23 protein-coding genes and 1 pseudogene are annotated in these 26268 nt (G+C 69.7%); 13 read left to right on the forward strand and 11 right to left on the reverse strand.

The annotated features are described in order from the left end of the window. Positions 1-323 precede the first annotated feature (323 nt). The 13 genes from HNR00_RS16455 to HNR00_RS16515 all read left to right on the forward strand — a co-directional run bounded on the left by HNR00_RS16455 (position 324) and on the right by HNR00_RS16515 (position 14017). Positions 324-872 carry a plasmid mobilization protein gene (locus tag HNR00_RS16455; protein ID WP_053621730.1) on the forward strand — a complete coding sequence of 183 codons (549 nt, stop codon included), beginning with the start codon at positions 324-326 and terminating at the stop codon, positions 870-872. Next, complete coding sequence (locus HNR00_RS16460) at positions 869-1921, forward strand: relaxase/mobilization nuclease domain-containing protein (RefSeq protein ID WP_312886071.1); 1053 nt, start codon at positions 869-871, stop codon at positions 1919-1921. Before HNR00_RS16455 ends, HNR00_RS16460 begins: the two co-directional genes overlap by 4 nt. 398 nt (positions 1922-2319) lie before the next feature. Continuing rightward, positions 2320-2715: a hypothetical protein gene (locus tag HNR00_RS16465; RefSeq protein WP_183571234.1), complete on the forward strand. Its 396-nt coding sequence runs from the start codon at positions 2320-2322 to the stop codon at positions 2713-2715. An 8-nt stretch (positions 2716-2723) separates the two neighbouring features. Further along, entirely contained in the window at positions 2724-3086 is a 363-nt protein-coding gene (locus HNR00_RS16470; protein WP_183571236.1) for a hypothetical protein, read from the forward strand. A gap of 133 nt (positions 3087-3219) precedes the next feature. Next, positions 3220-4569, forward strand: coding sequence for an efflux RND transporter periplasmic adaptor subunit (locus tag HNR00_RS16475; protein WP_183571237.1), 1350 nt, complete (start codon positions 3220-3222; stop codon positions 4567-4569). Positions 4570-4583: 14 nt separating this feature from the next. Continuing rightward, a complete protein-coding gene (locus tag HNR00_RS16480; RefSeq protein WP_183571239.1) occupies positions 4584-7844 on the forward strand; it encodes an efflux RND transporter permease subunit in 3261 nt (1086 codons plus the stop codon). A gap of 193 nt (positions 7845-8037) precedes the next feature. Next, complete coding sequence (locus HNR00_RS16485; RefSeq protein ID WP_246390728.1) at positions 8038-8466, forward strand: threonyl-trna synthetase; 429 nt, start codon at positions 8038-8040, stop codon at positions 8464-8466. 86 nt (positions 8467-8552) lie between these two features. Beyond that, the gene (locus HNR00_RS16490) at positions 8553-8891 is read left to right on the forward strand and encodes a hypothetical protein (RefSeq protein WP_183571243.1); all 339 of its coding nucleotides are present in this window, start codon (positions 8553-8555) and stop codon (positions 8889-8891) included. A gap of 676 nt (positions 8892-9567) precedes the next feature. Then, positions 9568-10245 (forward strand): Crp/Fnr family transcriptional regulator, encoded by a 678-nt coding sequence (locus tag HNR00_RS16495; protein WP_183571245.1) that lies wholly within the window; start codon positions 9568-9570, stop codon positions 10243-10245. 156 nt (positions 10246-10401) lie between these two features. Further along, entirely contained in the window at positions 10402-10788 is a 387-nt protein-coding gene (locus HNR00_RS16500; protein WP_183571247.1) for a hypothetical protein, read from the forward strand. Positions 10789-11386: 598 nt separating this feature from the next. Continuing rightward, entirely contained in the window at positions 11387-12733 is a 1347-nt protein-coding gene (locus HNR00_RS16505; RefSeq protein ID WP_183571288.1) for a TolC family outer membrane protein, read from the forward strand. A 126-nt stretch (positions 12734-12859) separates the two neighbouring features. Further along, the gene (locus tag HNR00_RS16510) at positions 12860-13372 is read left to right on the forward strand and encodes an RT0821/Lpp0805 family surface protein (RefSeq protein ID WP_183571249.1); all 513 of its coding nucleotides are present in this window, start codon (positions 12860-12862) and stop codon (positions 13370-13372) included. A 129-nt stretch (positions 13373-13501) separates the two neighbouring features. Next, on the forward strand, positions 13502-14017 hold the full coding sequence (locus HNR00_RS16515) for an MgtC/SapB family protein (RefSeq protein ID WP_183571251.1): 516 nt from the start codon (positions 13502-13504) through the stop codon (positions 14015-14017). Positions 14018-14036: 19 nt separating this feature from the next. Here HNR00_RS16515 and HNR00_RS16520 read toward each other — a convergent pair whose 3' ends face one another. The 11 genes and pseudogenes from HNR00_RS16520 to HNR00_RS16570 form a co-directional block, all read right to left on the reverse strand. Continuing rightward, complete coding sequence (locus HNR00_RS16520) at positions 14037-14285, reverse strand: hypothetical protein (RefSeq protein WP_183571253.1); 249 nt, start codon at positions 14283-14285, stop codon at positions 14037-14039. A gap of 33 nt (positions 14286-14318) precedes the next feature. Then, on the reverse strand, positions 14319-16328 hold the full coding sequence (locus tag HNR00_RS16525; RefSeq protein WP_183571255.1) for a class I SAM-dependent methyltransferase: 2010 nt from the start codon (positions 16326-16328) through the stop codon (positions 14319-14321). Positions 16329-17109: 781 nt separating this feature from the next. Further along, the gene (locus HNR00_RS16530) at positions 17110-18372 is read right to left on the reverse strand and encodes a calcium:cation antiporter family protein (RefSeq protein WP_183571257.1); all 1263 of its coding nucleotides are present in this window, start codon (positions 18370-18372) and stop codon (positions 17110-17112) included. 278 nt (positions 18373-18650) lie between these two features. Next, a complete protein-coding gene (locus tag HNR00_RS16535; protein ID WP_246390730.1) occupies positions 18651-19943 on the reverse strand; it encodes a YkgJ family cysteine cluster protein in 1293 nt (430 codons plus the stop codon). Between the two features lie 1074 nt (positions 19944-21017). Then, entirely contained in the window at positions 21018-21737 is a 720-nt protein-coding gene (locus HNR00_RS16540) for a cytochrome c biogenesis CcdA family protein (protein WP_183571259.1), read from the reverse strand. A 6-nt stretch (positions 21738-21743) separates the two neighbouring features. Continuing rightward, entirely contained in the window at positions 21744-22136 is a 393-nt protein-coding gene (locus HNR00_RS16545) for a thioredoxin family protein (protein ID WP_183571261.1), read from the reverse strand. Between the two features lie 28 nt (positions 22137-22164). Further along, positions 22165-22965 carry a pentapeptide repeat-containing protein gene (locus HNR00_RS16550; protein WP_183571263.1) on the reverse strand — a complete coding sequence of 267 codons (801 nt, stop codon included), beginning with the start codon at positions 22963-22965 and terminating at the stop codon, positions 22165-22167. Positions 22966-23576: 611 nt separating this feature from the next. After that, positions 23577-24299, reverse strand: a complete 723-nt coding sequence (locus HNR00_RS16555; protein WP_183571265.1) for a cytochrome c biogenesis CcdA family protein — start codon at positions 24297-24299, stop codon at positions 23577-23579. A gap of 36 nt (positions 24300-24335) precedes the next feature. Continuing rightward, positions 24336-25403: a L,D-transpeptidase family protein gene (locus tag HNR00_RS16560; protein WP_183571267.1), complete on the reverse strand. Its 1068-nt coding sequence runs from the start codon at positions 25401-25403 to the stop codon at positions 24336-24338. A gap of 88 nt (positions 25404-25491) precedes the next feature. Further along, the gene (gene lspA, locus HNR00_RS16565) at positions 25492-26007 is read right to left on the reverse strand and encodes a signal peptidase II (RefSeq protein ID WP_183571269.1); all 516 of its coding nucleotides are present in this window, start codon (positions 26005-26007) and stop codon (positions 25492-25494) included. Beyond that, positions 26007-26268, reverse strand: a pseudogene (locus HNR00_RS16570) (heavy metal translocating P-type ATPase); the annotation flags it as partial. The pseudogene HNR00_RS16570 and the gene lspA, both read right to left, overlap by 1 nt.

The following is a 26268-nucleotide window of genomic DNA, read 5'->3' on the forward strand; positions in this document are numbered from 1 at the left end:
CCCTGGAACCGAGCCGCTTTTCCACCCGCAGGGCGGAGTGGAACGCGGAGCAGCCGGAGGCCGAACGCGCTTCCCCATAGCGCCGTAGAGAGGCCGGAGGCTGTGCGGAAAGCGGCTCCCGCTCGCGAAGCCTGCGGAGCGATGGGGCTCACCCCTTGTCGTGGCCACACCGGCGACCCGCTTCCTCGGTATTTCCGCTGGCCTCTGCAGAGCTGCAAGACGAACACCCCGAACCAAGAAGCCTCAAGGAAGGTGCAAGGTCTAGTGCAGGATAGGCTTGCCGCCAGCATCGTATTACAGGGGTGTTTATCCATCGAGGCGCCATGGCGACGCTGACGTTTCGCGTGCCGGATGAGCTCGCTGTACGCTTTGCGGCGCATGCTCATCGCCAGGGAGGTAAGTCGGCCGTCCTCCGGCGCTTGGTCGACGAGGCCGTCGGTGCCCACCAAGCGGTATCGGCAGACGGTGCCGGATCGGCGCTGCCGGCGATCTCGGCCGCATTCGGACCGTCGACGAAGGTGACGTTGCGTCTGCGCGTGGAGGAGGTGAATCAACTCGTCGCGCTCGCCGAGGCGCGCGGGATGAGCCGTACTCAGTGGATCACCTCCTTGGTGCGGGCTCGGCTCGGCGTGGAGCATCCACAGACCGGCGACGAACGCGTCGCCCTGCGGGCGATCGCCCGCGAGCTCAACCGCATTGGCGGAAACGTCAATCAAATCGCCCGCGCCGCGAACACCGATGCGCGGTCGAATCGGGCGGTCTCGGTCGACGTCGGTTTCCTCGCGGACATGAGTGCCGCCGTGGACGGGCTCACGGACGCGCTTCGCCAAGCGCTAGGGCGCAGCGCCGGCTATTGGGATAGCGAATCGTGAATGGAGGAAAGGCCGGCGACCTGCCGCCGATCTCCTACGTGTGGCAGACGCCGATCCGCCGTCCCAAGCGGCAGCCTTGGGACATGCCCGCGGCCCCAGGCGGGAAAGCGGTCACCCCCGCGATGCGAAGCCGCCTCGAGCGAATCGTCGCGCGCGTGCCCGAGGTGATGGTGAAGGTCACCGGACGCACGAAGGGCATCGCGCATCTGTGTTCTCATCTCACGTATATTACGCGAAACGGCAATCTCGCAGCCGAGACAGAGACCGGTGTCGCTATGGAAGGGCGTGAGGGGCTGCGCGATCTCCAGGCGCGATGGTCCGAGGATGTCGCTCTCGACACGAAGCGGGCAAACCGGACGCTGTCGGTCAACATGATCCTGTCGATGCCGCCGGGAACCGACGGGGTGAAAGTGCGCGACGCGGTTCGGGCCTTCGCGATCGACACCTTCGAGGGGCGGTACGACTACGCCTTCGTGCTTCACCAAGACGACGTGCATCCCCATGTCCACCTCACCGTGCGCGCGGCGGGCTATGACGGTCGACGGCTCAACCCGCGCAAAGCCGACCTCCACCAATGGCGCGAGCAGTTCGCGCACGAACTCCGATCCCGCGGGATCGCAGCAGAGGCAACGCCGCGCCGAACGCGCGGCCAAGTGCGCAAGGCTGATCGGGGGAAGGTCCGAGCCATCAAGGAGCGCGGGGTGCAGCCCCGGGTGGAGCGTCAAGCGCGTGAGGAGGTGGTGCAGACTCTGTCACGGGACACGGCCGCGCGACCTTGGGAAGAGCGGATCCGGCAGCGTCAGGCTGACATCCGAACCCGCTATCTTGCGTTCGCCGAAGAGATGGGCCGCTCCGCCGACCCGGCTGACAGGGCGTTGAGCGCGCGCATCCGCGGCTTTGTGGAGGAAATGCCGCCGTTGGAGACGCGCCGGCATGCCCTGCGTGAGGAACTCGCGCGCATCAGCGCTTTTCGAAGATCACAGCGCGAGCCGCTCCTGCGCGATGGTGACCGTAGATATAATATGCCAGAGGAGGACCGGTCGCGCTGAGCTACTACAGCACCAGGGAGTGTTCCAATTTGAGATTTTCATGCCGTCTGCGCTGGCTTGATTCACGAGGATCTGCTTCCGAGCGGCGGATTGAAGAAGCGGACGTTCGGCCTTTGACGGAAGCGGGCCGTAAGCTGTCTGTCTGCTTCGGGGCTCGAACAGTAGCTAAGCGGATGTCTGGTAAGGCTTAAGTGAAAGCCTCAGAATGACCCCCTTCCGGACCTTTTGCCTCCTGCGCAACCTCCTCTCCGCGGTCCTCTTGGCCGCCATAATCGCCATCGGTGCCGCCGTCTCCGACTTCGTCTGGGGCACCCTCGCCGCCGCGGGCGTACACCCGACCCTGTTCGCGTTCACCGCCGCGCCGGCCAAGGCACCCGAGGCCGGGCACTCGGAGGGCGATGGCCGCAGCCATGAGGGCGCCGAAGAAGGCCGAGGCCGGGCACGACCACGAAAGCCACGCCAAGCACGAGCACGGTGGGCAAGAGCATAAGGAGGGGGAGGAACACGCCGAGGAAGGCGTGATCAACGTGCGGCCGGACCTGGTCGCCGGTCAGGACATCAAGATCGCGAAGGTCGACAGCAGGACGCTCGCACGGCACATCCTCGGAGCCCGCGGCCAGCCTCGGTCTCCCAGCTCCATACGCCCGCCCGGCGGCCAGGACCGCCGCCGGCACCGCGCCCGTCGTCGCGACGAGGCTTCGCCGGCGGCATGGAAACACCCCCAGGGCCCGTCGCCGCACCGCGACAAACCCGATTGTATTCGCGGCCTCGAATCGCCATATAGACCGGGATGACCCTCGGGATGCGGCATAAGAGCTTCGACGCCGGGCGTGGCTGGTCGGTGACCACCCTGCGCCTGCTCGCGCTCGTGCTCGTCCTGCTCATCGCCGCTCCCGACCTGGGCTTGGCAGCGGATTTCGCGTACCACGGCAAGGCACCTGGCGGGACGGAACTCTCGGTGGTCGAGCCGGCTGACGGCTCCGCCATCGACACGACCGATCCGGGCGTGACCTGTCACGTGCATTGCAGCTGTCACCCGGCCATCACCGCGGACGCCGCTCCGGCGACGACGCCCGCGGCGGCTGCCCAGCCCAATCGGTCCCGGTCCGTCGGCGCGCTCGCATCGACCTGGCCGGACCGCCTGTCGAGGCCTCCTCGCGCGTGAGGTGACCGCGCCACCGAGGTGGCACGGGCCGCCCGGCGACCCGCCAGGCCAGTCGACACCTTACGTGAACATGCGGGATCGACCGTCACCGCCGCGCAGGCGGCCAAGCGGCGTCCCGGTCGAGTCAGGTTCAATGCGCATTCTCCTGTCCGTGGTCATCCTGGCCACCGGCATCGCCATCGGTGGTGCCGTTCCCCGCGTGTCCGACTTCGTCCAGGACGCCCTCGCCTCGGTCGGGGTTCCGAGGATCCACCCGGCGCCTGCCGCCGGTCCGCCCCCCTCCGAGACCGACGTCCCGGAGCCCGCGGGCGAGCATCCTCGCCCGCGAGGGGCGAAGCCGGAGACCGGGCATGCGACCGCCGGGCATCCGCACGAGGAGGGTGGGAGAGAGGCCGAGCCGACCGTGATCAAGATGCAGCCCGAGCAGGTTTCCGGGCAGGACATCACGGTCGTGACGGTGGAGGGGGGCACGCTCGCGCGCCACCTTCTCGTTCCCGGCACCATCGCGCCGGACGCCGACCGGATCGCCCGAGTGCCCGCGCGCGTGGTCGGGATTGTGGCCGAGATGCGCAAGCGCCTGGGCGAGGAGGTTGTGAAGGGTGAGGTCGTCGCGGTGCTCGACAGCCGCGAGGCCGCGGACGCCAAGAGCGAGTATCTCACCGCCTCAGTGAAGGCAGAGCTTGAGAAGACCAATTTCGATCGGCAGCAGGCGCTGTGGGACAAGCGCATCTCGGCCGAATCGGCCTTCCTCAATGCCAAGGCCGTCTATTCGGAGGCGCAGCTTCGCGTCGACCTCGCCCGGCAGAAGCTCTCCGCCCTCAGCCTCAACGCCGCCGAGGTGGCGAGCGCGGCCAAACGGGACGAGACCACGCCCAACACCTCGACGCTGCGCCGCTACGAATTGCGCTCACCGCTGAGCGGGCGCGTGGTTGAGCGCAAGGTCGACCTCGGCACCGACGTCGGCGGTCAAGGCGACCCGGACGACCTGTATACGGTCGCAGACCTGTCCACCGTCTGGATCGAACTGGCGGTGCCAACCACCGAACTGGCCAAGGTCAAGGAAGGCGCCCGCGTCGTGGTCACTCCGAGCCAGGGCGACGCCGACAAGCAGGCCGAAGGCAAGGTGATCTTCGTCAGCCCGATCCTGAACCCCGACACACGCTCCGCCCGCGTCATCGTCGCCCTGCCGAACCGGGACATGGCCTGGCGGCCCGGAACCTTCGTCACCGCCGAGGTCGAGGTCGGCCAGGATGCGGTGGAGGTGCGGGTTCCGAAGGCCGCGATCCAGACCGTCGCCGGCGAAAAGGTCGTCTTCGTGCGCACGGCCACCGGTTTCGAGAAGCGCGAGATCGAGCTCGGGCGCTCCGACGACGATGCTTACGAGGTCGTCTCGGGCCTGAGGCCGGGCGACGAGATCGCCGTCGCCAACTCCTTCCTCCTCAAGGCTGAACTCGGCAAGGCCGCGACCGGCGACAACGACTGAGCGAGAGCCCTCCCATGATCTCCCGCATCCTCGATTTCTCGGTCCACCAGCGCTGGTTGGTGCTGCTCCTGTCGCTGCTGGCCGCCGGTTTCGGGGGCTACGCCCTGACCAAGCTGCCCATCGACGCGGTGCCCGACATCACCAACAATCAGGTGCAGATCAACACCGTCGCGCCCTCGCTCTCGCCGGTCGACATCGAGAAGCAGGTGACCTACCCGGTCGAGACCGCGCTCGCTGGCATCAAGGGCCTGGAGTACACGCGCTCCCTCTCGCGCAACGGCTTCTCGCAGGTCACCGCGGTCTTCGCGGAGCGGCTCGACATCTACTTCGCCCGCCAGCAGGTCGCCGAGCGCCTGTCCCAGGTGAAGGAGGACCTGCCGCTCGGGGCCGAGCCGCACATGGGCCCGATCTCGACCGGCCTCGGCGAGATCTACATGTGGTCGATCCACTACGCGAAGCCAGACGAGCGGACGGTGTCGCCTGCAGGCAAGCCGGGCTGGCAACCGGACGGCAGCTACCTGACCCCGGAAGGCCAGCGGCTCAGGACGGAGCTGGAGCGGGCCGCTTACCTGCGCACGGTGCAGGACTGGATCATTCGGCCCCAGATCAAGACCGTGCGGGGCGTGGCCGGCGTCGACGGCATCGGCGGCTTCGAGAAGCAGTACCACGTCCAGCCCGACCCGGCGCGGCTGACGGCGCTCGACGTGTCCTTCTCCGACGTGTCGCGGGCGCTGGAGGCCAACAACGCCAACCAGGGCGCCCGCTACCTGGAGGACAACGGCGAGGGCTACGTCGTGCGCGCCGCCGGCCGACTGGAGAGCATGGAGGAGATCGAGAACGTCCTCGTCACCACCCGCGGCGGCGTGCCGGTCCGGATCAAGGACATCGCGGAGGTCCGCATCGGCCGGGACCTGCGCACCGGCTCGGCCAGCGAGGACGGGCAGGAGGTGGTCGTCGGAACCGCGCTGATGCTCATCGGCGAGAACAGCCGCACCGTCTCGGCCGCGGTCGACGCCAAGATGACGGAGATCCGCAAGTCCCTTCCGCCCGGCGTCGAGGTGCAGACCGTCCTCAACCGGACGCTCCTGGTTGAGGCCACCATCAAGACGGTGGCCAAGAACCTCGCGGAGGGCGCGGCCCTGGTCATCGTCATCCTGTTCCTGCTGCTGGGCAACATCCGGGCCGCCATCATCACGGCCCTGGTCATCCCGGTCGCCATGCTGATGACCATGACCGGCATGGTCGAGGCGAAGATCTCGGCCAACCTGATGAGCCTCGGCGCGCTCGATTTCGGCCTCATCGTCGACGGAGCGGTCATCATCACCGAGAACGCCCTGCGCCACCTCGCCGAGCGGCAGCACGCAATCGGGCGGGCGCTCGCGCCGGAGGAGCGCCTGGAGACGGTCCGGGCGTCGGCCGAGGAGATGATCAAGCCGTCCCTCTACGGGCAGGCCATCATCATCCTCGTCTACGTGCCGCTCCTCACCTTCACGGGCGTCGAGGGCAAGATGTTCGAGCCCATGGCGCTGACCGTCATCATCGCCCTCGTCTCGGCCTTCGTCCTCTCCCTCACCTTCGTGCCGGCGCTGATTGCCATCGTCATCACCGGGCGCGTCACCGAGAAGGACAATTTCATCATCCGCGCCTTCAAATGGGCCTACCGGCCCGTGCTGGCCGGGGCGGTGCGGGCGCCGATGGTGTTCATCGTCGCGGCCCTGCTGCTTCTCGTCGGCGCGGGCGTCCTGTTCACCCGGCTCGGCACCGAGTTCATCCCGACGCTGGATGAGAAGAGCATCGCCATGAACGCGCTGCGCATCCCCTCGACCTCGCTGTCGCAATCGCAGGCGATGCAGCTGAAGATCGAGCAGGCGATCCGCCGCTTCCCGCAGGTAGCCTACGTCTTCTCGAAGACCGGCACCGCTGAGGTCGCGTCCGACCCGATGCCGCAGAACTCCTCGGACACCTTCGTGATCCTTAAACCCCAGGAGGAGTGGCCGGACCCGGACCTGTCCAAGGCCGAGCTCCAGGAGCAGGTCGAGAAGGCGGTCGGCGCCTTGGCCGGGAACGTCTTCGAGTTCTCCCAGCCGATCCAGCTCCGCTTCAACGAGCTGCTGGCGGGCGCCCGCGGCGACCTGGCCGTGAAGGTGTTCGGCGAGGAGTTCGGGCCGATGACGAAGGCGGCCGATCAGATCGCCGAGATCCTGCGGAGCATCAACGGGGCCGAGGACGTCAAGGTCGAGCAGACGGCGGGCCTGCCGTTCCTGGAGATCAAGATCAACAAGGTTGAGGCCGCGCGCTTGGGCCTGAGCACGGGGGCCATCCAGGAAGTCATTGGGGCAGCCATCGGCGGCAAGGAGGCCGGCCTCGTCTTCGAGGGCGACCGGCGCTTCCCCATCGTGGTGCGCCTAACCGACAAGGTGCGCGAGGACCGCGAGGCTTTGGAAAACATCCCGGTGCCCTTACCCCCGGGCCCGAACGGGCGCGCTGCGTCGGTCCTCCTGAAGCAGGTCGCGAGTTTTTCCGTCACGGAAGGGCCGAACCAGGTCTCGCGCGAGAACGGCCGGCGCCGGGTCGTCGTGACCGCGAACGTGCGCGGCCGCGACATCGGCTCGCTCGTCGCCGAGGCCCAGGCCAAGGTCGGGGCGCAGGTGCAGCTCCCGCCGGGCTACTACGTGACCTGGGGCGGGCAGTTCGAGAACCTCGCCTCGGCTAAGCGGCGGCTCATGGTCGTGGTGCCGGTCTGCTTCTTCATGATCTTCCTGCTGCTCTACTCGGCCCTGGGCAGCCCCCGCGACGCGCTGCTGGTGTTCAGCGCCGTGCCCCTGGCGCTGACCGGCGGCATCGCGGCCCTTTGGCTGCGGGGCATGCCGGTCTCGGTGCCGGCGGCGGTCGGCTTCATCGCGCTCTCGGGCGTGGCGGTGCTCAACGGCCTCGTGATGCTGACCTTCATCAAGCAACTCGTCGCGGAAGGGCGGCCGCGGCGCGAGGCCATCCTTGAAGGCGCCATGACCCGGCTGCGGCCGGTGGCGATGACGGCGCTCGTGGCCTCGCTCGGGTTCGTGCCGATGGCGCTCGCGACCGAGACCGGCGCCGAGGTGCAGCGGCCGCTCGCCACCGTGGTCATCGGCGGCCTGATCAGCGCCACCCTGCTGACCTTGATCGTCCTGCCGGCCCTGTACGCGCGCTTCGGCGGTAAGGAGGTCGCGCGCTCCCCGCGCCGGGCCGAGGAGGCTTCGGCCGGCGCGCGGGCGCGGCTCCGGCAGGCGGCCGAGTGACCCGGGCCATGCATCCCCGGACCCGCGAGGCGCGGTCGCGACGGACCCGAGGGGGAGGCCCGTGATGCGGACGCTTCGTCGTGCGCTTGCGGCGGCGTTCCTAGTGGCGGCGGCCGGCATCCCGGGGTCGCTTGCCGGGGAGGCGCCCTTCGGCCTGCGTTGGGGTCCGCTGGCGTCCGTGCCGAAGCCGTCCATGGCGGACCGAGAGGGGAACGTCACGGCCCTGTTCTATTTCCAGGGCCGGCCCCCGGCCTCCGGGCCCGATACGGAGCAGGTCGTCCTGGAGGTCTGCCGGGACGAGGGCCTGCAGCAGGTCATCTGGTTCAGCCGCCCCTTCGCGGAGGCCGAGCTCGTGCCGGCCTACGCGGCGATCTACCGGGAGGGGGTGCGGCGCTACGGCGAGCCGCAGGAGGCCGGGCGGCCGAACGCCGTGACGTGGCCGGCGGGGCGCACGCTCCTGGCGGTCCGCCCTGCCGAGGGCGGCGGAAAACGCATCGTCATGGTCGCCGCGGGCGAGCTCTACGGGAAATGCTCGTCGGCGCACGAGGTCGCGACCGGCCACCCCGCCGCCCGCCATACCTCCGACCTACTCGAATCCCGGGACCGTCGGACGGTGCCATGATCATCCACCGACCGGGGTTCGACGGCGCTGGCTCCGGCTCATTCCACGAACTGGAGCGAAGGGGAGCATCAATGCGGAGAACACTGATGGTGGCCCTCGGCATCATGGTCGTGATGTCCGCGCAGGCAGGATCGACGGCCAAGATCGTCGGCATCGGCGCACAGACCTGCGCAGAGTTCAACAAGGAAATCTCCTCGAACCAAGCTGCCGAGCTGTACTTCTTCGCCTGGGCGCAAGGTTTCATGAGCGGCGCGCTGATTCGTGCGCCGGCAGGAATCGATGAAGACCTGGACCTGACACCGCCGTCCGTCCCGCTTCAGGCCCAAGTTCATTTCCTGCGCACCTTCTGCGCCAAGAACCCGGGTCAGGACTACATGGATGCGGTGAGGGCCCTTTACCATCGTCTGCGCGGGCCTGGGATCTAGCCGAGTTCGGCAGCGGGCCGGTCGGGGCGGCGCAGCGGCCACGCCGCTGCGGGCAATCCGGGGATCCGGGCCGCCGAAGGCGGCGAGCGCAACGGCCGGCGCCCATCCGCGGCCGGGCAATGCGCGGGCGTCGGTCGGACCGGCACGGGCCGGGAGGGATCGTGATGATCGGCTGGAGGAGGTTCGCGTGTGTCTTGGGGCTGGCCGCCACGGTCACGGGCTGTATTCACGTGCCCGACGTTCCGGGCTGGGCCACGGTCCCGTTCACCCTTCAGCTCCCGTCGGGGGAGCGCCTCACGGGCAGCGTGACCACCCGGCTCACGAGGCGCGAGTTCTACGCGACCGACGGGCGGACGACCTGCAGCGGCTTGTTTCACCCTTCCGGGGCGGACATGCCGGCCACTGTCCGGGTAAACTGCTCGAACGGCCAGCACGGCACTGGGTCGGCCGTCGGAACAAGCTCGTTGGGCGGGAGCGGAACGCTGAGAATGGAGGGCGGCTCCACCACGTTCCGGTACGGGCACGCCATCCAGGGTGGGTGACGGTCCGCACGCCTGCATCGGCCAACCCCGGTACCCGGGGGCGCCGCCCGTCCGTACCGCAGCCGCCAAGGCGGCCGTTCCCAGACCGCCGCTGGCACTCGACCGGTGCGCCGCGTTGCTGAAGGTTCCTGCGCATGTCCCACACCGAATGCGTGGAGCGTTGGTTCGAGCAGTTTCCCGTGCTCGGAAAACTCCCGGTCGACCACCTGCACATCCTGCGCGCCGGCGTGCACTTCCCCGTTCTGGAGGCCGGGGCGACCGCCTACGAGCTGGCGGGCGAGTGCGCGAACTACCTGATGTGCATCGAGGGCCGGACACGCGTCTTCCGGATGTCCGCGGGCGGGCGGCAGATCCTCATCTACCGGGTGGGCCCACGGGGGACCTGCGTCCTCACGACCCAATGCCTGCTCTCCGGCGGCACCTTTCCCGCCGAGAGCGTCGCGGAACAGCGCACGGTGCTGGCGGCCCTTCCGGCGGAAACCTTCCGGCACCTCATGGCCGCGTCGCCCGCGTTCCGGACTTTCGTTCTCGATGACTACGCCAAGCTCACGGCCATCCTGTTCGGACTCCTCGACGAGATCGCCTTCGCGCCCCTGGAGCAGCGCCTCGCCGGACACTTGCTCGCCCAAGCCGACGGTCGTGGAATGGTGACGGCGACCCACTGGCAGATCGCGGCCGATCTCGGAACCGTGCGGGAAGTCGTCAGCCGGCATCTCGCCGGCTGGGAGAGGGCGGGATGGGTCCGGATCCTGCGTGGTCAGGTCGAGATCCGTGACCGCATCGCCCTGGCCAGCCTGAGGACCAGGCCCTGAGGACAAGTGGGCCCCGGTGAAGCCCGGAACCCCTCGCGCCGGGAGGTTCCCACCCCGTTCCCACCGGGGGCGGCGAGGTATGCTGGGTTCCGGAAACCCAGCATACCTCGCCGCTGAGACCTTGCGCAGATCGGTGCGCCCCCGTAAGCGTGGCATATGGTCAGGCTTCGGCAGCAGTGGGACGGGCACGCGTCCGCCGTGTGGCGCTGCGCCCTGGCCTGCCTGCTCGCCATCGCCCTCACGGTCTCTCTCGTAGACCCGGCCCTGACCGCCCCGGCCTCGTCGGACGAGGACGCTGGCGGATCCGGCATCGTCACGATGCTTGACGCCGTCTCCGGGGCGCCCGCTGCGGACGAGCCCTCCGAGCGCGGCCTTGCGGGGCCCGCCCGTTGCAGCGCGCATTGCGCCTGTCATGCCGTCCTCCGTCCGGACAGCCCGGTCGTGGTGCCACTGCGCACCGCCAGGCCACCCGAGTTCACCCTCGGCACCGCCACTCTCTCCTCGCTGGCATCGTCGCCCCCGAGCGAGCCTCCGCGCGCCTGACCTGCCGGCCGCCGCGTGCCGCGGCGGCGCTCCGGGTCGCACGGCCATCCCCAAGGCCCGGAACGGAAGGCGCCCGCCTCGCGCGGCGCGGGTCCCGTCGTTGCGGCGGGACGACCTGTGGCAGCATCTCGCAGGGTGAGCGATGCCCGTCCCCCTCATCATCACCGAACCGGGAGCCGTCCCAGGAGAAGCGGCGCTGCGCGCCGGCGCGTCCCCGCTCGCCCGTGCGGGCCGGGCATCGGTCTCGTCGCGCGCCGCAGATCGGGGGCGCCGCGCTGCCGAACCTCCGGAAGGCGGTACGCCCCGGCCGCCGCAGGTTTTGGGTGCGGCCGATCCGGTCTCCGCCACAACGATCAGCCCCGACCAGGCTACCGGGCCGCCAGCCTCTCCGCGCTCCGGGCTCTTCGGGAGGCCTCGCCAGCGGCCGGCAATCGCTGAAGCTGGACCGCGCGATCCGGCTCCCACCGGTCGGTCGGGCCGCCAGAACACCGAGCCGGCCCTGCGCCGGTCCGAGGCTTGGCCGGAGGCGCGCGGCGCCCACCGGCCTTCCTATCGGTCACCGAGTGCCCGGTCACGGCGAACCCTCGCGGCCTGCGGCCTGAGTGCCGCGGTCTACCTGACTGGAGCCGCCGGGGGAGCCCGGGCCGAGACGCTGGAGGGTGCCCTCGCGCGCGCCTACCGCGCGAACCCGGAGCTGAACGCCGCTCGGGCGGGCTTGCGTGCGACGGACGAGGAGGTCGCGCAGGCCAGGGCGGGCTACCGGCCCACGGTCGGCCTCGACGCCGACATCGGGATCGAGCGGCAGCAGGGAGTCGAGGGTGGGGAACGCTTCGCGCGAACGGCCCTGCCCGGTGGGGCCGGCCTGACCGTGAACCAGACCCTGTTCAACGGCTTCCAGACCGACAACAACGCGCGGCGGGCAGAATCGAACGTGCTCGGCCAGCGCGAGAGCCTGCGTTTCACCGAGACCGCGACGCTCCTCGCCACCGTCCAGGCCTACATGGACGTGCTCCGGAACACCGCGACGCTGGAGTTGAACCGCAACAACGTCGCGGTTCTGCAGGAGCAACTCCGCCAGACGGCCTTCCGGTCCCAGGTCGGCGAGCTGACCCGGACGGACGTCGCCCAGGCCGGGGCACGCCTGGCGCTCGCCCGTGCGCAGGTGAGCGCGGCGGAGGCGCAACTGACCGCTAGCATCGGGACCTATCGCCAAGTCATCGGCGTGGAGCCGCGCCAGCTCTCGCCAGGCCGCCCCCTCGACCGCTTCGTGCCGGCGAGCCTCGACGCCGTGGTCGGAATCGGCCTCAGGGAACATCCGCAGATCCTGTCGGCCCTGCATGCGGTCGATGCCGCCGAGGCGCAGGTCAAGGTGCTGGAGGGTCGCCTCTACCCGCAAGCCGGTCTGACCGGACAAGTCGCCCAGCGCTACGACCAGGAGCAGCCCGGCGACAGCGCCGCCACGGCCTCGATCTCGGCCCGCCTAACCATCCCGCTCTACCAGGGCGGCCAGGAATACGCGCAGATCCGCCAGGCCAAGGAAGCGGTGAGCCAAGCACGCGTCCAGGTCGAGCAGGTGCGCGACCAAGTCCGGGCCGCCGTCGTCTCGGCCTGGGGCCAGCTTGAGGCAGCCAAGGCCCAGGTGGCCGCCTCACAGGCGCAGGTCCAGGCCAACGAGGTGGCGCTGAACGGCGTGCGCGAGGAGGCTCGGGTCGGCCAGCGCACCACCCTCGACGTGCTGAACGCGCAGCAGGAACTGCTCAACGCCCGCGTGCAACTGATCCAGGCCCAACGCGACCGCGTGGTGTTCTCCTACGGCCTCGTGCAGCAGATCGGGCGCCTCACGGCCCGGTTCATCTCGCTGGCGGTCGCCGCCGACAGCCCGAAGACGCACTTCGATCAGGTCAAGGACCTCTGGTCCGGCGTGCGCACACCGGACGGCCGCTGATGGGGCGGGAGACCTTCCGGCGCCAGGGCCGCCCGCTCATCCCTGGCCGGGCCTGCCGGGCGGTCTGGGACCGCCGGCGCACCCCGCCCGCCCTCTCCTTCGCCAGACACCGCCGAGCGCACCATCATGTCCCATTCCTGGCTCCGGCCAACCGCACGTCCCCTGTCCCGCGCCGGCGCCGCGCTCCTGATCCTGGCGCTGCCGGCCTGCGCGATCTCGCTGCCGATCTCCCGGCCTGCCGACGGTTCTCCCGGCGTGCCGGGGCAGGCCACGAAGCGCACGGCGCCCCTAACGTTCCCGGGGCTCGACCCGGAGGATTGGCGCCGGGCGCGCGGCATCCTCGGCCTCGCGTTGGAACCCAGCGGGAACGGTCTGCGCATCCGTTGGGACAACCCGGCGAGCGGGCGGAAGGGCAGCGTCGTGCCGACCGCCGCGCCGGTCGTACACGCGGGGCGGATCTGCCGCGCCTTCCTGGCAACCGTGGAAGAGGCGCACCGCACCACCAGGATCCGCGGCACGGCCTGCCAGAACGTCGGCGACGATTGGGAGGTGACGGAACTCGACCCCGGGGGCAGCGCGCCGGACCGTCAGGGCGTAACGAGGCGCGACGCCGAGCCGACCGGAACGCGCTCGCCCTAATTCGGGCCGCTCCGGCTAGGTTCCGTCAGGCGCGAGGGTCACCGCCGGCGCGCCGCTGGCGGCCCGCCTCGGAACGGCGGCACGACGCGCGGACGGACCATCGGGGCGTTCTCACACTGGCGAGGGATCATGGGTTCGTACTCGGGCATCTGGGGAGACCTTCCCAATCACTTGGTGCGGCTGGCCCTCGCCTTCGCGTTCGCATTCCCACTCGGCTGGAACCGCGAGCGCGAGGCGCGCAGCGCCGGACTGCGCACCTTCCCCATCGTCGCCATCGCCAGCTGCGGGTTCATCCTGCTCGCCAGCGAACTCCTCGGCGCGCGCACGCCGGAGCAGGCGCGCATCCTCCAGGGACTCATCACTGGCATCGGATTCATCGGCGGCGGCGCCATCCTGAAGGGCGGCGACAACGTTCACGGCACTGCGACCGCGGCGAGCCTGTGGAATGTGGGCGTGATCGGGGCGGCCGTCGGTTTCGGCTACTACGACCTTGGCCTCATCCTGGCCCTGTCCAACTTCCTGGTCCTCGCCTTCTTGACGCCCTTGAAGCGCAAGCCGCGGACGGCCGCGTCTCAGGACCGGGGCGCCGGCACCGAGCCGGGGGGAGGGCCGGCCGGCACGGGCGGGGCCGGGCACATCGAATGATGCCCCCCGGGATCGGAAGTCAGCGCGGACCGGCTCGGCCCGAGCGCGCCTGCCGCGCCCAGATCCGATAGGTGCCGCCGAAGGTGTCGGGATGGCGGGTCTCGAAACCGTGCCACGCCGCCGGCGACCGCGCCGCGGCCAGGTCCGGGTGCTCGGCCGCGAATCGGGTCCGGTCCAACGGGCGTTCGAGCTCCAGGCCCAGGAATTCCAGCCCGCACGCGTCCAGCATCGTGCCGATCCGGGGCAGCGTGAAACGGTGCTCCTCCACGTGGAAGATCAGGTCGCGGCATTCCGACAGGGTTCAGAAGTCCGAGGCGGGGCTCAGCAGCATGCCGAGGTCCGGCAGCGTCGCGGCCCGGGTCATGACGGCACGCCGGCCGGCGCGCACGCCGGCTGGCGTCGGCGCGAGCGCCAGTTCAGCGACCAGGGCGCGCCCCGCGACGACGCTGGCGCGAGCGATCTCGCTGTAGAGGCCGAGGAACAGCAGGCCGCCCGGCACGAGCAGCCCGGAGAGGATGCGCAAGCCCTCCAGGGGCTCGCGCATGTGGTGGAGCACGCCGAAGCTCTCGATCAAATCGAACCGCTCGTTCAGGTCGGCGAGGTCGAGGATGTCGGCCTGCAGGTGCCGGACCGAACCGACGCCGTACCCCGCCAGCTTGCGCATTCCGTAGGCCAAGCTGCTGCGGCTCAGGTCGACCGCGAGCACCGAGGCGTGCGCGACCGACTGCACGATCCGCATGGTCTGGATGCCGGTCCCGCACCCCGCGACGAGGACGCGCGGCCGCTCGGTTGCGGGCAGCTCGTCCGCGCCGAGGTGCGGCAGCGCGAGGCCGAGTCGCTCGCGCAAGGGGCGAGGGGTCCCGAGCAGGGCACGCGACCAGCGGGGATAAGGGTTCTCCTCGTACTGGGACTGAACCGCGAGCGATACGGGGTCGCGCACCGGCCTGAGCGGGACGAGGCCGTCCGCGAGCGCGCGCTCCTGTGCCGGCTCCTCAACCTGCTCGCGCGCGAGGGCTTGCAAGGCAGGTGGGGCGGCGCCGAAGTCGAGGCGGGCCGCGGCCGTGCGATGCAGGGCCACGTAGCAGGCCGAAAGGGCGACCCGGTGCCAATCGGCCCCGCCCGCGGGGTCGCCGGCCTGGTCGAGACCCGCGCAAAGGGCCGCCAGGGCGACGTCCTCCGGCTCGTCGGTCCAATACACGTACTCGTTCAGGAAGCATTGGCGCGCGAGGGCGCAGACGAACGCCAAGTCCAGCCCAGGGAGCGCCCCGTCCCGGGCTGCCACGAGCAGGCTTCGCCGCACGTCCGTCAGCAGAAGCTCAAGGCCGAGGTCGGGAATGGGAGTGGCGGACAGGAGCGCGCGGAACAACTCGTCGTCCAGGAGGACGCGGACTGTCGCACCGGCTTCCGCGACGGTCTCGTCGGCTTGAGCGGGATCGCTCGCCAGACGGGCGAGCAGGCCGTCGACGGCGGGATCCTGCCTCAGCGCCGCGACCGCCGCGGTGGCGAGCAGGCGCGGGTCGATGTCGGGACGCTGGAACAGGCCAATCAGCACCGTTCGGAAACGCGGCCCCGCAGGAACCGCGCCGACGTGCAAGAGCTCTCGGGCGAGCAGGCGCCGGAAATCGGCCTCGTCCGGTGCGCAGGCGACGGCCTCGGCGAGGGCCGAGAGGCCGGCAGGCGTATCGCCGGCCCGGATGCGGGCGCTGCCGAGATTGGCCCATAGCGGTGCCCGCGCCTGCGCCATGGTGGCGGGCGTGGCCCGGAGCGCGGCCTCGAAGAAGGGCACAGCTTGGCCGAACTCGTCCTCACGCACCAGCAGGAGCGCGAAGCCCGCCAGGCAATGGGCGAGGTCCGGCTTCAGCATCAATGCGCTCTGGTAGGCCTTGGCGGCCTCGGTGAAGCGTCCCAGGGCGCGGAGCATCTCGCCCGCCTGGCCATGCGTCTCGGCGAAGCCGGGGCTGAGTTCAGCGGCCTTCCGGAAGTGCCGCAGAGCCGAGGCCGGTGCGCCAGTGCGCCGGTGCGCCTCGCCGAGATTGAAATGCAGCTGCGGATCCTTGGACTGCGTGGCGCGCACCCGCTCGAAGAGAACCAGCGCCTCCTCGGGTCGGCCCCGGTTCAGGGCGACGCAGCCGAGCACGTAGAGGGCGCCAGGCTCCTGCGGGCGGGTCGCGAGCACGGACCGAGCCTGGTGCTCGGCCTCATCGAGGCGGCCAGCGTTCAGGGCCTCGGCCGCCCGCCGCAGCGCCAGCGCCGCCGAGGGGCCCGCACCCGAGAACGTCCCGTCGCCCGACCGCACCCATTTCTGCTGCATGATCGCCCTCCGTCCCGCTCGCACCACGTCCCTGCCGCCGGTCCGACTCGCTTGCCTGGCCATCGTTCACCCCGAGGCGACCAGCAGGAGGGCCACGGCAGCGAGGATGGCCGCCATCAGCAGGATGAGATCCCGCCTGGCGGCCGCCCGAACACGCCTTCTCACGCGGCGACGGCCGCCTCGGCCACCCGCGCTCCAACTCGCCGTCTGCCGCGCTAGCTTCTTGCTACCCATCGTGGGCGTCCCGCAGAGAGTGGGCAATAACGTCCCGCGATGCAGACGGCCCTGCGGCCGCCTGCCGGCGCGACGGGGCGCGCGAGGCTTTCCCCGTGGCCCGCCTGTCGCCGCGGCGCGGGTCACCGGCGAGTGCCTCGGCGGCGAGTGGGCGGGAGGCCATCACGGCCATCACCGCCAGATCTCTCGCGGCCGGCTCGGCACCGGAGCGGGGCGTCGGGGGCCAACGCTTCCCGGCCCCGAGCCAAAGGGCTGGCCCTGGGCGCGGAGCGCTCGCCACCCCGGCCGGTCGGCAACGGCCTGGGCGCGCCCTGATACAGCCGCGGGATGGGGGCGGGACCATGACACCGGCCGGACCACCGGCCCTGCGCGACGGCGGGATCCGCGGCCGCGATCCGGGGACGTGAACAGGCGGCACAGGTAGAGGAACGCCCTGCCGGGACACCGGGGGCCGGGACATCGCCGACCTGACAATCCGATGTGCCGCGGACCCGTGCGATCCGGGTGGGGCTACGCCCGGTTCGAGCGCGCCTCGCGCATTCGAGGCTCAACGGCGTCCCCCGGTCGACCTGGGTGCGCGCGTCGCGTCGGACGGCAGCTCTGAAACGACGGCGCGCACGAGTGCGGCCAGGCGGCGACCGTTCAGAACAAACAGGATCGCGGCAAGCCCCAGGTAGACCCAGGCGAGGGCGGACAGCGTCGTGATGGTTCGCGCCTCGTCGCTCCGGTACCAGAACGCGAGCCCGACCTGGATGCCGAAGAGGCCAGCCAGGGTGAGGCCCGACCATAGCCCCAGGCGCAGGCGCAGGAGCAGCGCCAGCGCGAACAGCGACTGCGCGGCGGTTAAGAAGAACTCCTCGCCCTGCCTGGCATCCAGCGGCAGGGCGGTCACGGCACCGGCTCCGGCGCTCATGGCCAATGGCAGCATGCCGACGAGCAGCGTCCACTGGTTGATCTTATCGCTCACCAAGGCGCCCAGCCCGTTTGCCGCGCGCCCCGCGAGCACGAATAGGATCGCGACCGTGATGGCCGGAGCCTCGCTTGCCAGCGGTGCTAGCCACTGGATCAGCAGGAACTCGTTGAGGCCCAGCAGCCGGCCTGAACTCACCATGGCCTCGGCGAAGGGCTCGGCCGAGACCAGGATGATCGCGCAGGCCACAAGCGTCAGCGCGGCCATGACCGCCCATTGCGAGCGAAGGGGCAGATCGCTCAGGGCCGCGGCGGGACCGGGTTCTTCGTCCTCATCCGCGCCCGCCTCGGGAGCGCCGCGCACGCGCCAGACATAGGCCGCGAAGATGGCGACGAGCACGGCGAGGTCGAGCAGCGAGATGGTGTCCTTCAGCACGATGACGAAGGCGTAGAGGCTCGCGACGAGCAGGGAGATGATCTCGACCGCGTTGCCGCGCGTCAACTCCACCGCACGCCCGCCGCCGCGCAGCCAATGCAGCACGACCAGCAGCGGCCACGCCAAGCCGACGAGAAGCCTGTTCGCTCCCGTCATGTTGGCGGCCGCGTAGTGGACGTACTGGGAGTCCGGGCCCGCCTTGCCGGCCTGGTAAGCGTAGTAGAGATCGACCGCATACTCGGGCAGCACGGTCACGAGGGCCACGACGGCGACGATCAAGCCCACGGAGACGTGACGTTCGGCCGCCTCCGCGCCCCAGGACAGCAGGAAGCCGGCCGACAGGATCGCCGCGCCGAACGACACCGTCTCGCCGATGGGGCCGACCTGCAGGCCGGTCAGGCGCAGCCCGACGCCCGGGAGCGCTGCCAGCACCGCAGCCGCGACCAACATCAGGAAACGTCTCATCAGGTCCTCCCAGTAATCGGTCTACTCGTCGGGCCAGGCAGCCCGACCATGGCCGATGCCATCGGCATCGGCCGAGGATTCCCCGGATCTTCGGCACCGTCGCGGCGGCTCGATCCCGCGCGGGGCGCTCCCGTTCCGCGAGCGACCGCCCCGGTCCACCCGGCCGCCGCGGCTTAGAAACCTCGGCCCGCATCCGTCACGCGTCCCCCGTTCCGCCGCAAGGAAGCCGCGCCAAGCATTCCGCGCGGTCGCCGGGCACCCGAGGGGGCGGCCTCGTGTCAGGAGCCGGATTTCGGCCTGAACACTCTCCCGCCCGCGATCCAGCGGTCGATGATGCCTTTGTCATCGTCGATCTGAGAAAGCGCCGACACGAGGCTCACTTCGTCGTGTTGAAGGCCAAGCTGCCCCGTTATTGCGTTGATGCCCGCGCGATGGGCGCATCCTATGAGCTGGATGACGCCGTAAGACTTCGTGTAGACATCGTTCTTTCCGGAAATCGCGGACTTCAAGGCTTCCTCGCAGCGCAAGTCGTCGGAGGACAGCAACGTACGGCATGCGAACGGCCGCACCGCGTAGACCGAGCAGGTTTTCCCCTCGCCCAGCAGAGGGCACGGCAGGCCCACCCGCCCTTGGCCGGAGACACCGGTTGATGTCGAGCTGTCTGAAGGTAGGCCGGACAAACGGCCTGCGAACTCGCTTCCTGCAGCTCGCATGCGCGCGACAAGGATCGCTTCCGGGATGGAAACCTCAACGTCTTGGTAGCAGCACCAGGAGCATCCCTTCCTGCAAGCAACCTGCAATCGCCCCCCTGGGGCATCCGCGATCAGACCGTCAACCGCGGCGTCGCCATGCTTGAAGAGCTCATTTTCAAGGTAGTCCAGCAGAACTTCGACTCTCCTGCTAGCAACTCCCTCCACGGTATGACATCTCGCCAAGCCATTGTCTCTGACGCTGCGCGCAATACTTGTTGCGGCTTCATAGACAAGAGGATTCATAATTGCTGGCATACCCACGGGGAGCGCGACTTGGACAAGATGTCTTGCTGGGGAAAAGGTGTGCTCGTTTGGTTGCCGCCGCTTAAGCCGTCGGCCGCGTGCTGGTGCCTTCATCGTCAACCTCGATACATACCCGTCATTCTGGCGAATAATTTGGGTTTTCGCCTGCAAGTTGCAGACAGAGTCGTATCGAGTCCTTGGTGGCTTGCTTGATTTGGTCAGATCGGCCGAAGAAAAAGCCTGCGCATGTGAAGGAAAATGCGGCCGGCTTGCGAGAAGATGCGGCTCGGCGCACACGGATGCGGCATCGAAGTCCAAGCCGCAGCTGCAGGCGCCACGGCAGGGGCTTGTTTCATGAAGGAAGCAGCAGGGGCAACACGAGCTACCGCGACTTCCGTCCCGTAATTCTCCCTGCAGTTCCGCAAGGGTGATGGTCATCTGCCTCTCGGCAGGAATGCCGGCGGACGCGCTCCCGAAGCCGATCAGCCCCAGGATCAGCGCAAGTGCGATTACGTACGCGCTCGGATAGTGGACGCGAATGGCCGACAGGCAGAGAAGACGGCTGATTTTCGGCATGGCCTTCAAACATCGACCTTCGGGGCGGGGACGATGTCTACGGTCGCGCAACCATCCGACGATGGCTTGCCGTGACGGTCCGGATTTCTCGAGCCGGTCCTAGACAGAGGCGCGCGCCTGATACCGGCTGCGGTAACCGCGTGGGATCTCCCCGGCTCCGGTCGGGCAATCCAAAGCACTCATCCTGCCGCGGAGGGATTTCGGGGCTACGAAAGTCGAGGATCTCGGATCCGGGAAGGGTCACAGCGATCATTGGGCACTCCGTCCGCCCGGCATCGTGAACTCGACCGGAAGAGCGCCTTCATGCACCCTGTAGTCACTTCAGGGTCAATGCCAAATCCCGGGCCCCTGTGCCCACTGGCAACGACCTCGACTGCGCCGCGACCACGGAGGTCGGAACAGTCCGTGGGTGGCGGGCCCTCGGCCTCCCTCTCAGCACCGTCGCGCACGGACGGTTGGATTGGTCCGTTGAGGATGCGCACCAACGTGGGTGGGGCTCGCCTCGCTGCAGTCGCGTCAGAGGTGGGCCGCGGGGCAAGTTCATGAGCGTCTTGCCCCGCGGGCCACCCGGGCGGCGGTCCCCAATGTCGTCGAGATCGACGGCCTCCGGCGTGCCGACGATGCCGTCGTCCGTGACGCGCATCGTGTAGTACAGGCAGCTGCCGAGCTTGGTCCCGTAATCTGAGGGCGCCTTGAAGAAGATGATCAGGCTGTGCTCCAGCTAGGCTCGGTTGCTTCGCGTCACGGACCGGGAATCGGGATAGGGATGAGGTACGTGGCGCTGGACCTCCGACCCCTCCACGCACTTGAACTCGCGCATCGACAGGAAGAAGTCGGCGAAGGCCTCGCGATCCAAGTCGAGCCTGAACCCCATCGCTCGTCCGGCTGGGGAGAACGTCACGGTGCCGATGGGTATGGTGGCGCCGCCGCGAGCCCGGAGCGAGACCCTTGGTTCCGGACATCTCCCAGGCGGCGGCGCCCCCGGACCCGCAAGGACCACCGACAGCATGGCGAGGGCGACCGGCGCGCGGTTGAAGGGGCGTCAGTTGTCCCTGCTCGGAGTAGGGCCAGTCCTCATAGCCGGGTCGTCAGGCTGGTGAGCCACTCCGGGGACGCGTTCACCAGGGCAGTCCCCACCGCCTTGTCGTACCCGAGCACGACCATCAGGCCCGTCGCGACGAGGATCAGGCCGAGGGCCGCCTTGAGCCCCCTTCCGAGCCCCAGCATCCTGTCCCTCCAGGCAACCAGTACTCTGCGTGAGAGCGTGCCGAGCAGGAGCAGCGGCAGCGCGGCCCCGAGACCGAACGCGAACATGGTGAGGGCGACGATGCCGAGGTCGCGTCCCTGCGCCGCCAGCAGCGAGGCGGCGCCGAGCGTCGGCCCCACGCACGGGCTCCACACCGCACCGAGAAGGATGCCGACCGCGAACTGTCCCCCGAGGCCGCGCGTAGAGAGGCCGCCGAAGCGGCTCTCCGTCCAGCCGCTCACGGGGCCCGCGGCCACGGCCAGACGGGTCTGGGCGACCGGAACGAGCAGGACGCCGCCGACCAGCACGAGCATCAGGGCCGCCGCCATGCGAAAGACGCCCGTGTCGAGGCCGACGGCGAAGCCGACGGTCGCCACGAACAGGCCGATGGCCACGAACGAGAGCGCGAGCCCGACCGCGAGCGCCGCCGGCCCGAGGCGATGCTCCGAAGCGGCCGCGCCGAGCACCAGCGGCACCAGCGGCAGGACGCAGGGCGACAGCACCGAGAGGATGCCGGCAAGGAAGGCGAGGCCGGGACCGGCCACCATGACGGCTCAGATTCCCTTGTCGAGAAGGGCCCTGATGGCCTCCGGCCTCGTCTCTCCCGACGAACGTCCGGCTTCCTTGTCGCCCTTGTAGACGATCAGCGTGCTCTGCATCGTGGCGCCGAACCGCCTCACCACGTCCTTGCGGCTGTCGAAGTCAACCTCAAAAACCTGTAGGTCCTTGAACCGGGGCTGGGCCTCAAGCTGCGCCAGGATCGGCTTCTGGGCTGCGCAGGTGGTGCACCAAGGTGCGGTGATGTGCACGAGGACCAGCTTGCCGGCCTTCTGGGCCGCCTCGAACGCCGCAGGCGTGTAGGCGATCGGGTTGGCGGCGGAAGCAGCCGTGCCGGTCAGCAGCGGGAACGAGGCGAGGAGGCCGAGAACGAAACGGCGGGTCGACATGCAGGGACGCTCCTTGGCGCGGGGGCGGTCAGTTGGACGCCTGGGTGATGGCCCGGTCGACGTTGACCCGAGCCGCCCAGTCCTTGGCGCTGTCCTGGCCCTTCAGCGACAGGAGGCGAGCGCCGCTCACGTCGACGTTCTTGAAGTCAGCGCCCGCAACGGTGGCACCGGTCAGGTTCGCACCGGATAGGTCGGAGCCCATCAGCACCGCGTCGGTGAGGTCCGCGTCCGCGAGGTTGGCGTAGTCCAGCCTCGATCGACCAAGGTTCGCTCCCTTCAGGTTGGCGCCCGAGAGGTTCACGGAGGTGAACACGGCCCGCATCAGCCCCATGGACTGGTTCTTGATGTCGGCGCCCCCCCTGAGGTCGACCAGCGTCGCGCCGCTCATGTCGGCGCCCCTGAAGTCACCGATGGGCCTGGACCGGCTGAGGTCGGCCCCGCTGAGTTTCGCGTCGCGGGCGGTGACGCCGAACATCCTCGCGTCGACGAGCTTGGCTCCCGAGAGGTCGGCCTTGATCAGCCAAGCCTGTTCGAGGATGGCGCCACTGAGGTCGGCCCCGCGCAGGTTCGCCTTGTTGAGCCGGGCTGTGCGCAGGTTCACACCCCTGAGATTCAGGCCGGAGAGGTCGAGACCGGACAGCGCCTTGTCGGCGAGGTCAAGGGGCTTGCCGTCGGCCTTGGCGATCATGGCCTCGATGTCCGCACGAGTCATTTCCGCCTGAGTCATCGCCGGGGTGTTCATGTCCGCCCCGAGCAGCAGGTCCTGCTCGGCCCGGACCGGGCCGACAACCAAAGCGGAAACGAGCATGATTGGTGCGAGGCGCCGCATGTTTCCCTCCCGGATGCGCCCGCCGAACCGGCCCCGAAGCTGGCTAGGCACGTCGAGGCGGGTTCTCGTCACGTTCCCGCGATAATACGCCCGTTCACCGGCGTCGTCTGTGACTGAGGTCACCGGGCGCGACAAAACTGGAGCGGAAGTCGGGGAAGAGGACGGATGCCCCGGCAGGCCAAGTCCGGAATGGCAACGCACGTGTCAAACGCCCGCCGGATCGAGCGCGAGACGAGCGGTCCCTGAGTATAGGCGCCGCGCACCTCCCTACTTTCCCGACCTATCAGCGTTCGGTTCCAACGTCAGGAAAATCGAAACGGGCACTCCGTGGTTTGTACCATGAGGACACGGATTATCTACCTTCGTGCGGGGTCACTCCCCCGCGAAGTTGGTCCCGACCCCGTGTCGGCGCGCCGCGAAGCTGGACCAGTCCCGCGAGAACGACGCTCTGCCTCGGTGGTTGCATCTCTGCCGCGAGGGTTGCCCACGTTCATGCCAAGCTCAAGCCAAAGCGGCGCACCAGCCCCCGGGGCGGAGGCGGTTGGTCGTGCGTTCCCACGAGCCCACGGGGCGCCGCCTCATTCATGACCCGATGGCGGGTCGCTCAAATTTCAACCGATCCGGCCGAGTGCCGGAAAAGCCTCCATGATGACGGAGGCCACATCGGTCATGCGGTCGGTGACCATCAGCAGCCCCATCACCACCATGACGCCTCCGCCGACCACCTGAAGCGCCCGGCCGAACCAGCGCAGGGTCCGAAGGCGCGCGACGAACCCGGACAGGAACAGGGCCGCCGCCACGAACGGCACGCCGAGCCCGAGCGAGTAGACGGTGAGCAGGGCAAGGCCCTTGCCCGAGGCCGAGGAGGCCGTGACCGCCAGGATGGCACCCAGGACGGGACCGATGCACGGGGTCCATCCGAAGGCAAAGGCCGTTCCGAGGAGATAGGCGGCGACGGGCCCCCGACCTGGCGGATCGCCGTGCCAGCGCAGCTCGCGCTGCAGCCAGGCGGGCCGCAGCAGACCGGCCGTGAACAGGCCGAACAGGATCACCAGCAAGCCGGAGGCGAGGTTCAGCGCCTCGCGATGGGCAAGCAGGGCGAAGCCGAGCGCGCTCGCCCCCGCGCCGAACGCGACGAAGACGGTCGTGAACCCGAGCACGAAGCAAAGGCTCAGGCCGAGCGTGCGAAGGCTGTCGCGCTCGCCGGCGGCCGACTGCCCGGCGACGTAAGACACGTAGCCCGGAACGAGAGGCAGCACGCAGGGCGACAGGAACGATACGGCGCCGGCCGCGAAGGCCGCGAGGAAGCCCACGCTTGAGGCGTCGATGGCCATCGGTTCAGCCCTGGCGGAGGGATGGACGCAGGATCGTCACTCCCGCCCGTCGCCCGCCGCGGCGAAGATCTTCATAAGGCGTTGGCGCTCCGCCTCGGTCCCGCCGGGCCCCGCCGGCTTGAGTGCCGCCGCGCCCCGGACGGGATCGCGCTTGCCGGCGAGGGCAACCGGACCCGCGGCCGGCATGGCGACCTCGCGCGGCCCTGCGGCCAGGGCCTCGGGGCGGCTCACCTCGCCGAGACCTCCTCCGGCCGCGACCATGGTCTCCCGGAACGACCGGTGCTGGCCACCGTCCTCGTACACCAGCCGGACGGCGGGCGTCCCGCTCGCCACGAGGGCGGCGACCTGCCGCTCGTCATCCGCCTGCTTCCGCGCGACCGCGCCGGCCGTGGCCTCGTCGCCGGCATCGAACGCGTATCGGCCATCGGCGACGCCGACGCCCGGCTCGGCCCCCGTGACCTCGAACCTGTCGGCCCCCTCCTTGAGGTTCCTCCAGAACGCGATGTTCGGGTCCTGCCGGTGCCGGGCCAGGTTCTCCGGCGTCATGCGGAACGGGTAGGACTGGAACTGCACGGCGCGCTGGCCGCCCGCGAAGGCCTCGCGCACCACGGCATAGAGTTCCGAGATCGCCTCGTCCGTCATCGCGAAGCAGCCCCGCGACGAGCAGGAGCCGTGCACCATCAGGTGCGCACCGGTGCGTCCCAGGGAGCGGTCATACTCGTTCGGGTACCCGAGGTTGAACGAGAGGTAGAGGCTCGAATTCGGGTTCATGGACGCGGGCGTCACCGCGTAGAAGCCCTCCGGCGCCTGCCGGTCCCCCTCCCGGGTCTTGGGGCCCAGCTGACCCGACCAGCGGCACATCGGGTAGGTCTTCAGGAGGGCGTACTTGCCATTCGCGCCGCGCTTCCAGAGCTCGATCTCGGACTCCTTCTTGTAGGCCCGCATCAGGATCGGGTCTGCCGGCGAGACACCCTTGGCCGACATCAGGGCCAGGGTCGCCGGCGGGATCGGCGCGAGGTGGCGCGTCGAGGCCGCGTACTGGCCGTCCTGGCAGGCGGACAGCGCCAGGAGGAGGGCCAGACCGAGCGTTGTCGTCTTCAGCATGTCGGCCTCGCCGAGGTCGGCCTCCGAGCCTGGGCTCGAAGGGTTGATGACACGTTGCCGTGGCTGCGGTTCGGCGGAATCGGGCGCCTCACGGGATCGGCTCCCCGGCGCTACGATGCCTCCGCCGCAGGGGAAGTCCGTCGAGGAGGAGCAGCACCACGCCCGTCGAGATCCAGACGTCCGCCAGGTTGAAGGTGAACCAGCGGATGCCGCCGGTGTGCAGGTCGAGGTAGTCCGTGACGACGCCGTCCATGAGCCGGTCGACGAAGTTGCCGGCGGCCCCGCCCGCTATCGCGGCGAGCCCGAGGCGTTCGAGCCCGCCGCCGCCTGCGGCCACGGCCCAGCCGGCCACGAGGCAGGTGAGCGTGCCCTGGATGGCGAGGAGCAGCGCCAGGGAGGACTGGTCGTGCGCCGGGAACAGGCTGAAGCTGATGCCGTGGTTGAACGACAGGCTTAGGTCGACGAAGGGCAGTGCGCCCTTGACGGCGCCCTCCTCCAGCCACGCCTCGGCTACCGCCTTCGCGACGAGGTCTATGGCCGCGGCGGCCCCCGCCACCCCGGCCACGGTCGCCGCCCGGCCGGCCCACCCTGACAGGGAGAACATCAGGCCCTCAGGAGACGGAGCGCGTTGGCCGTCACCAGGACGGTCGCGCCGGTGTCGGCCAGGATGGCCGGCCAGAGGCCGGTGATGCCTGCGATGGTCGTCACCAGGAACACGGCCTTCAGGCCGAGGGCGATCGCGACGTTCTGGCGGATATTGCCCAGGGTCGCCCGAGAGAGGGAGACCAGCGCGGCCACGTCGCCCACCCGGTCGTTCAGCACCGCCGCGTCCGCCGTTTCCAGGGCCGCGTCGGTGCCGCCGCCC

It is taken from the genome of Methylorubrum rhodinum, assembly GCF_014199935.1.
In the GTDB taxonomy this organism is placed as follows: domain Bacteria; phylum Pseudomonadota; class Alphaproteobacteria; order Rhizobiales; family Beijerinckiaceae; genus Methylobacterium; species Methylobacterium rhodinum.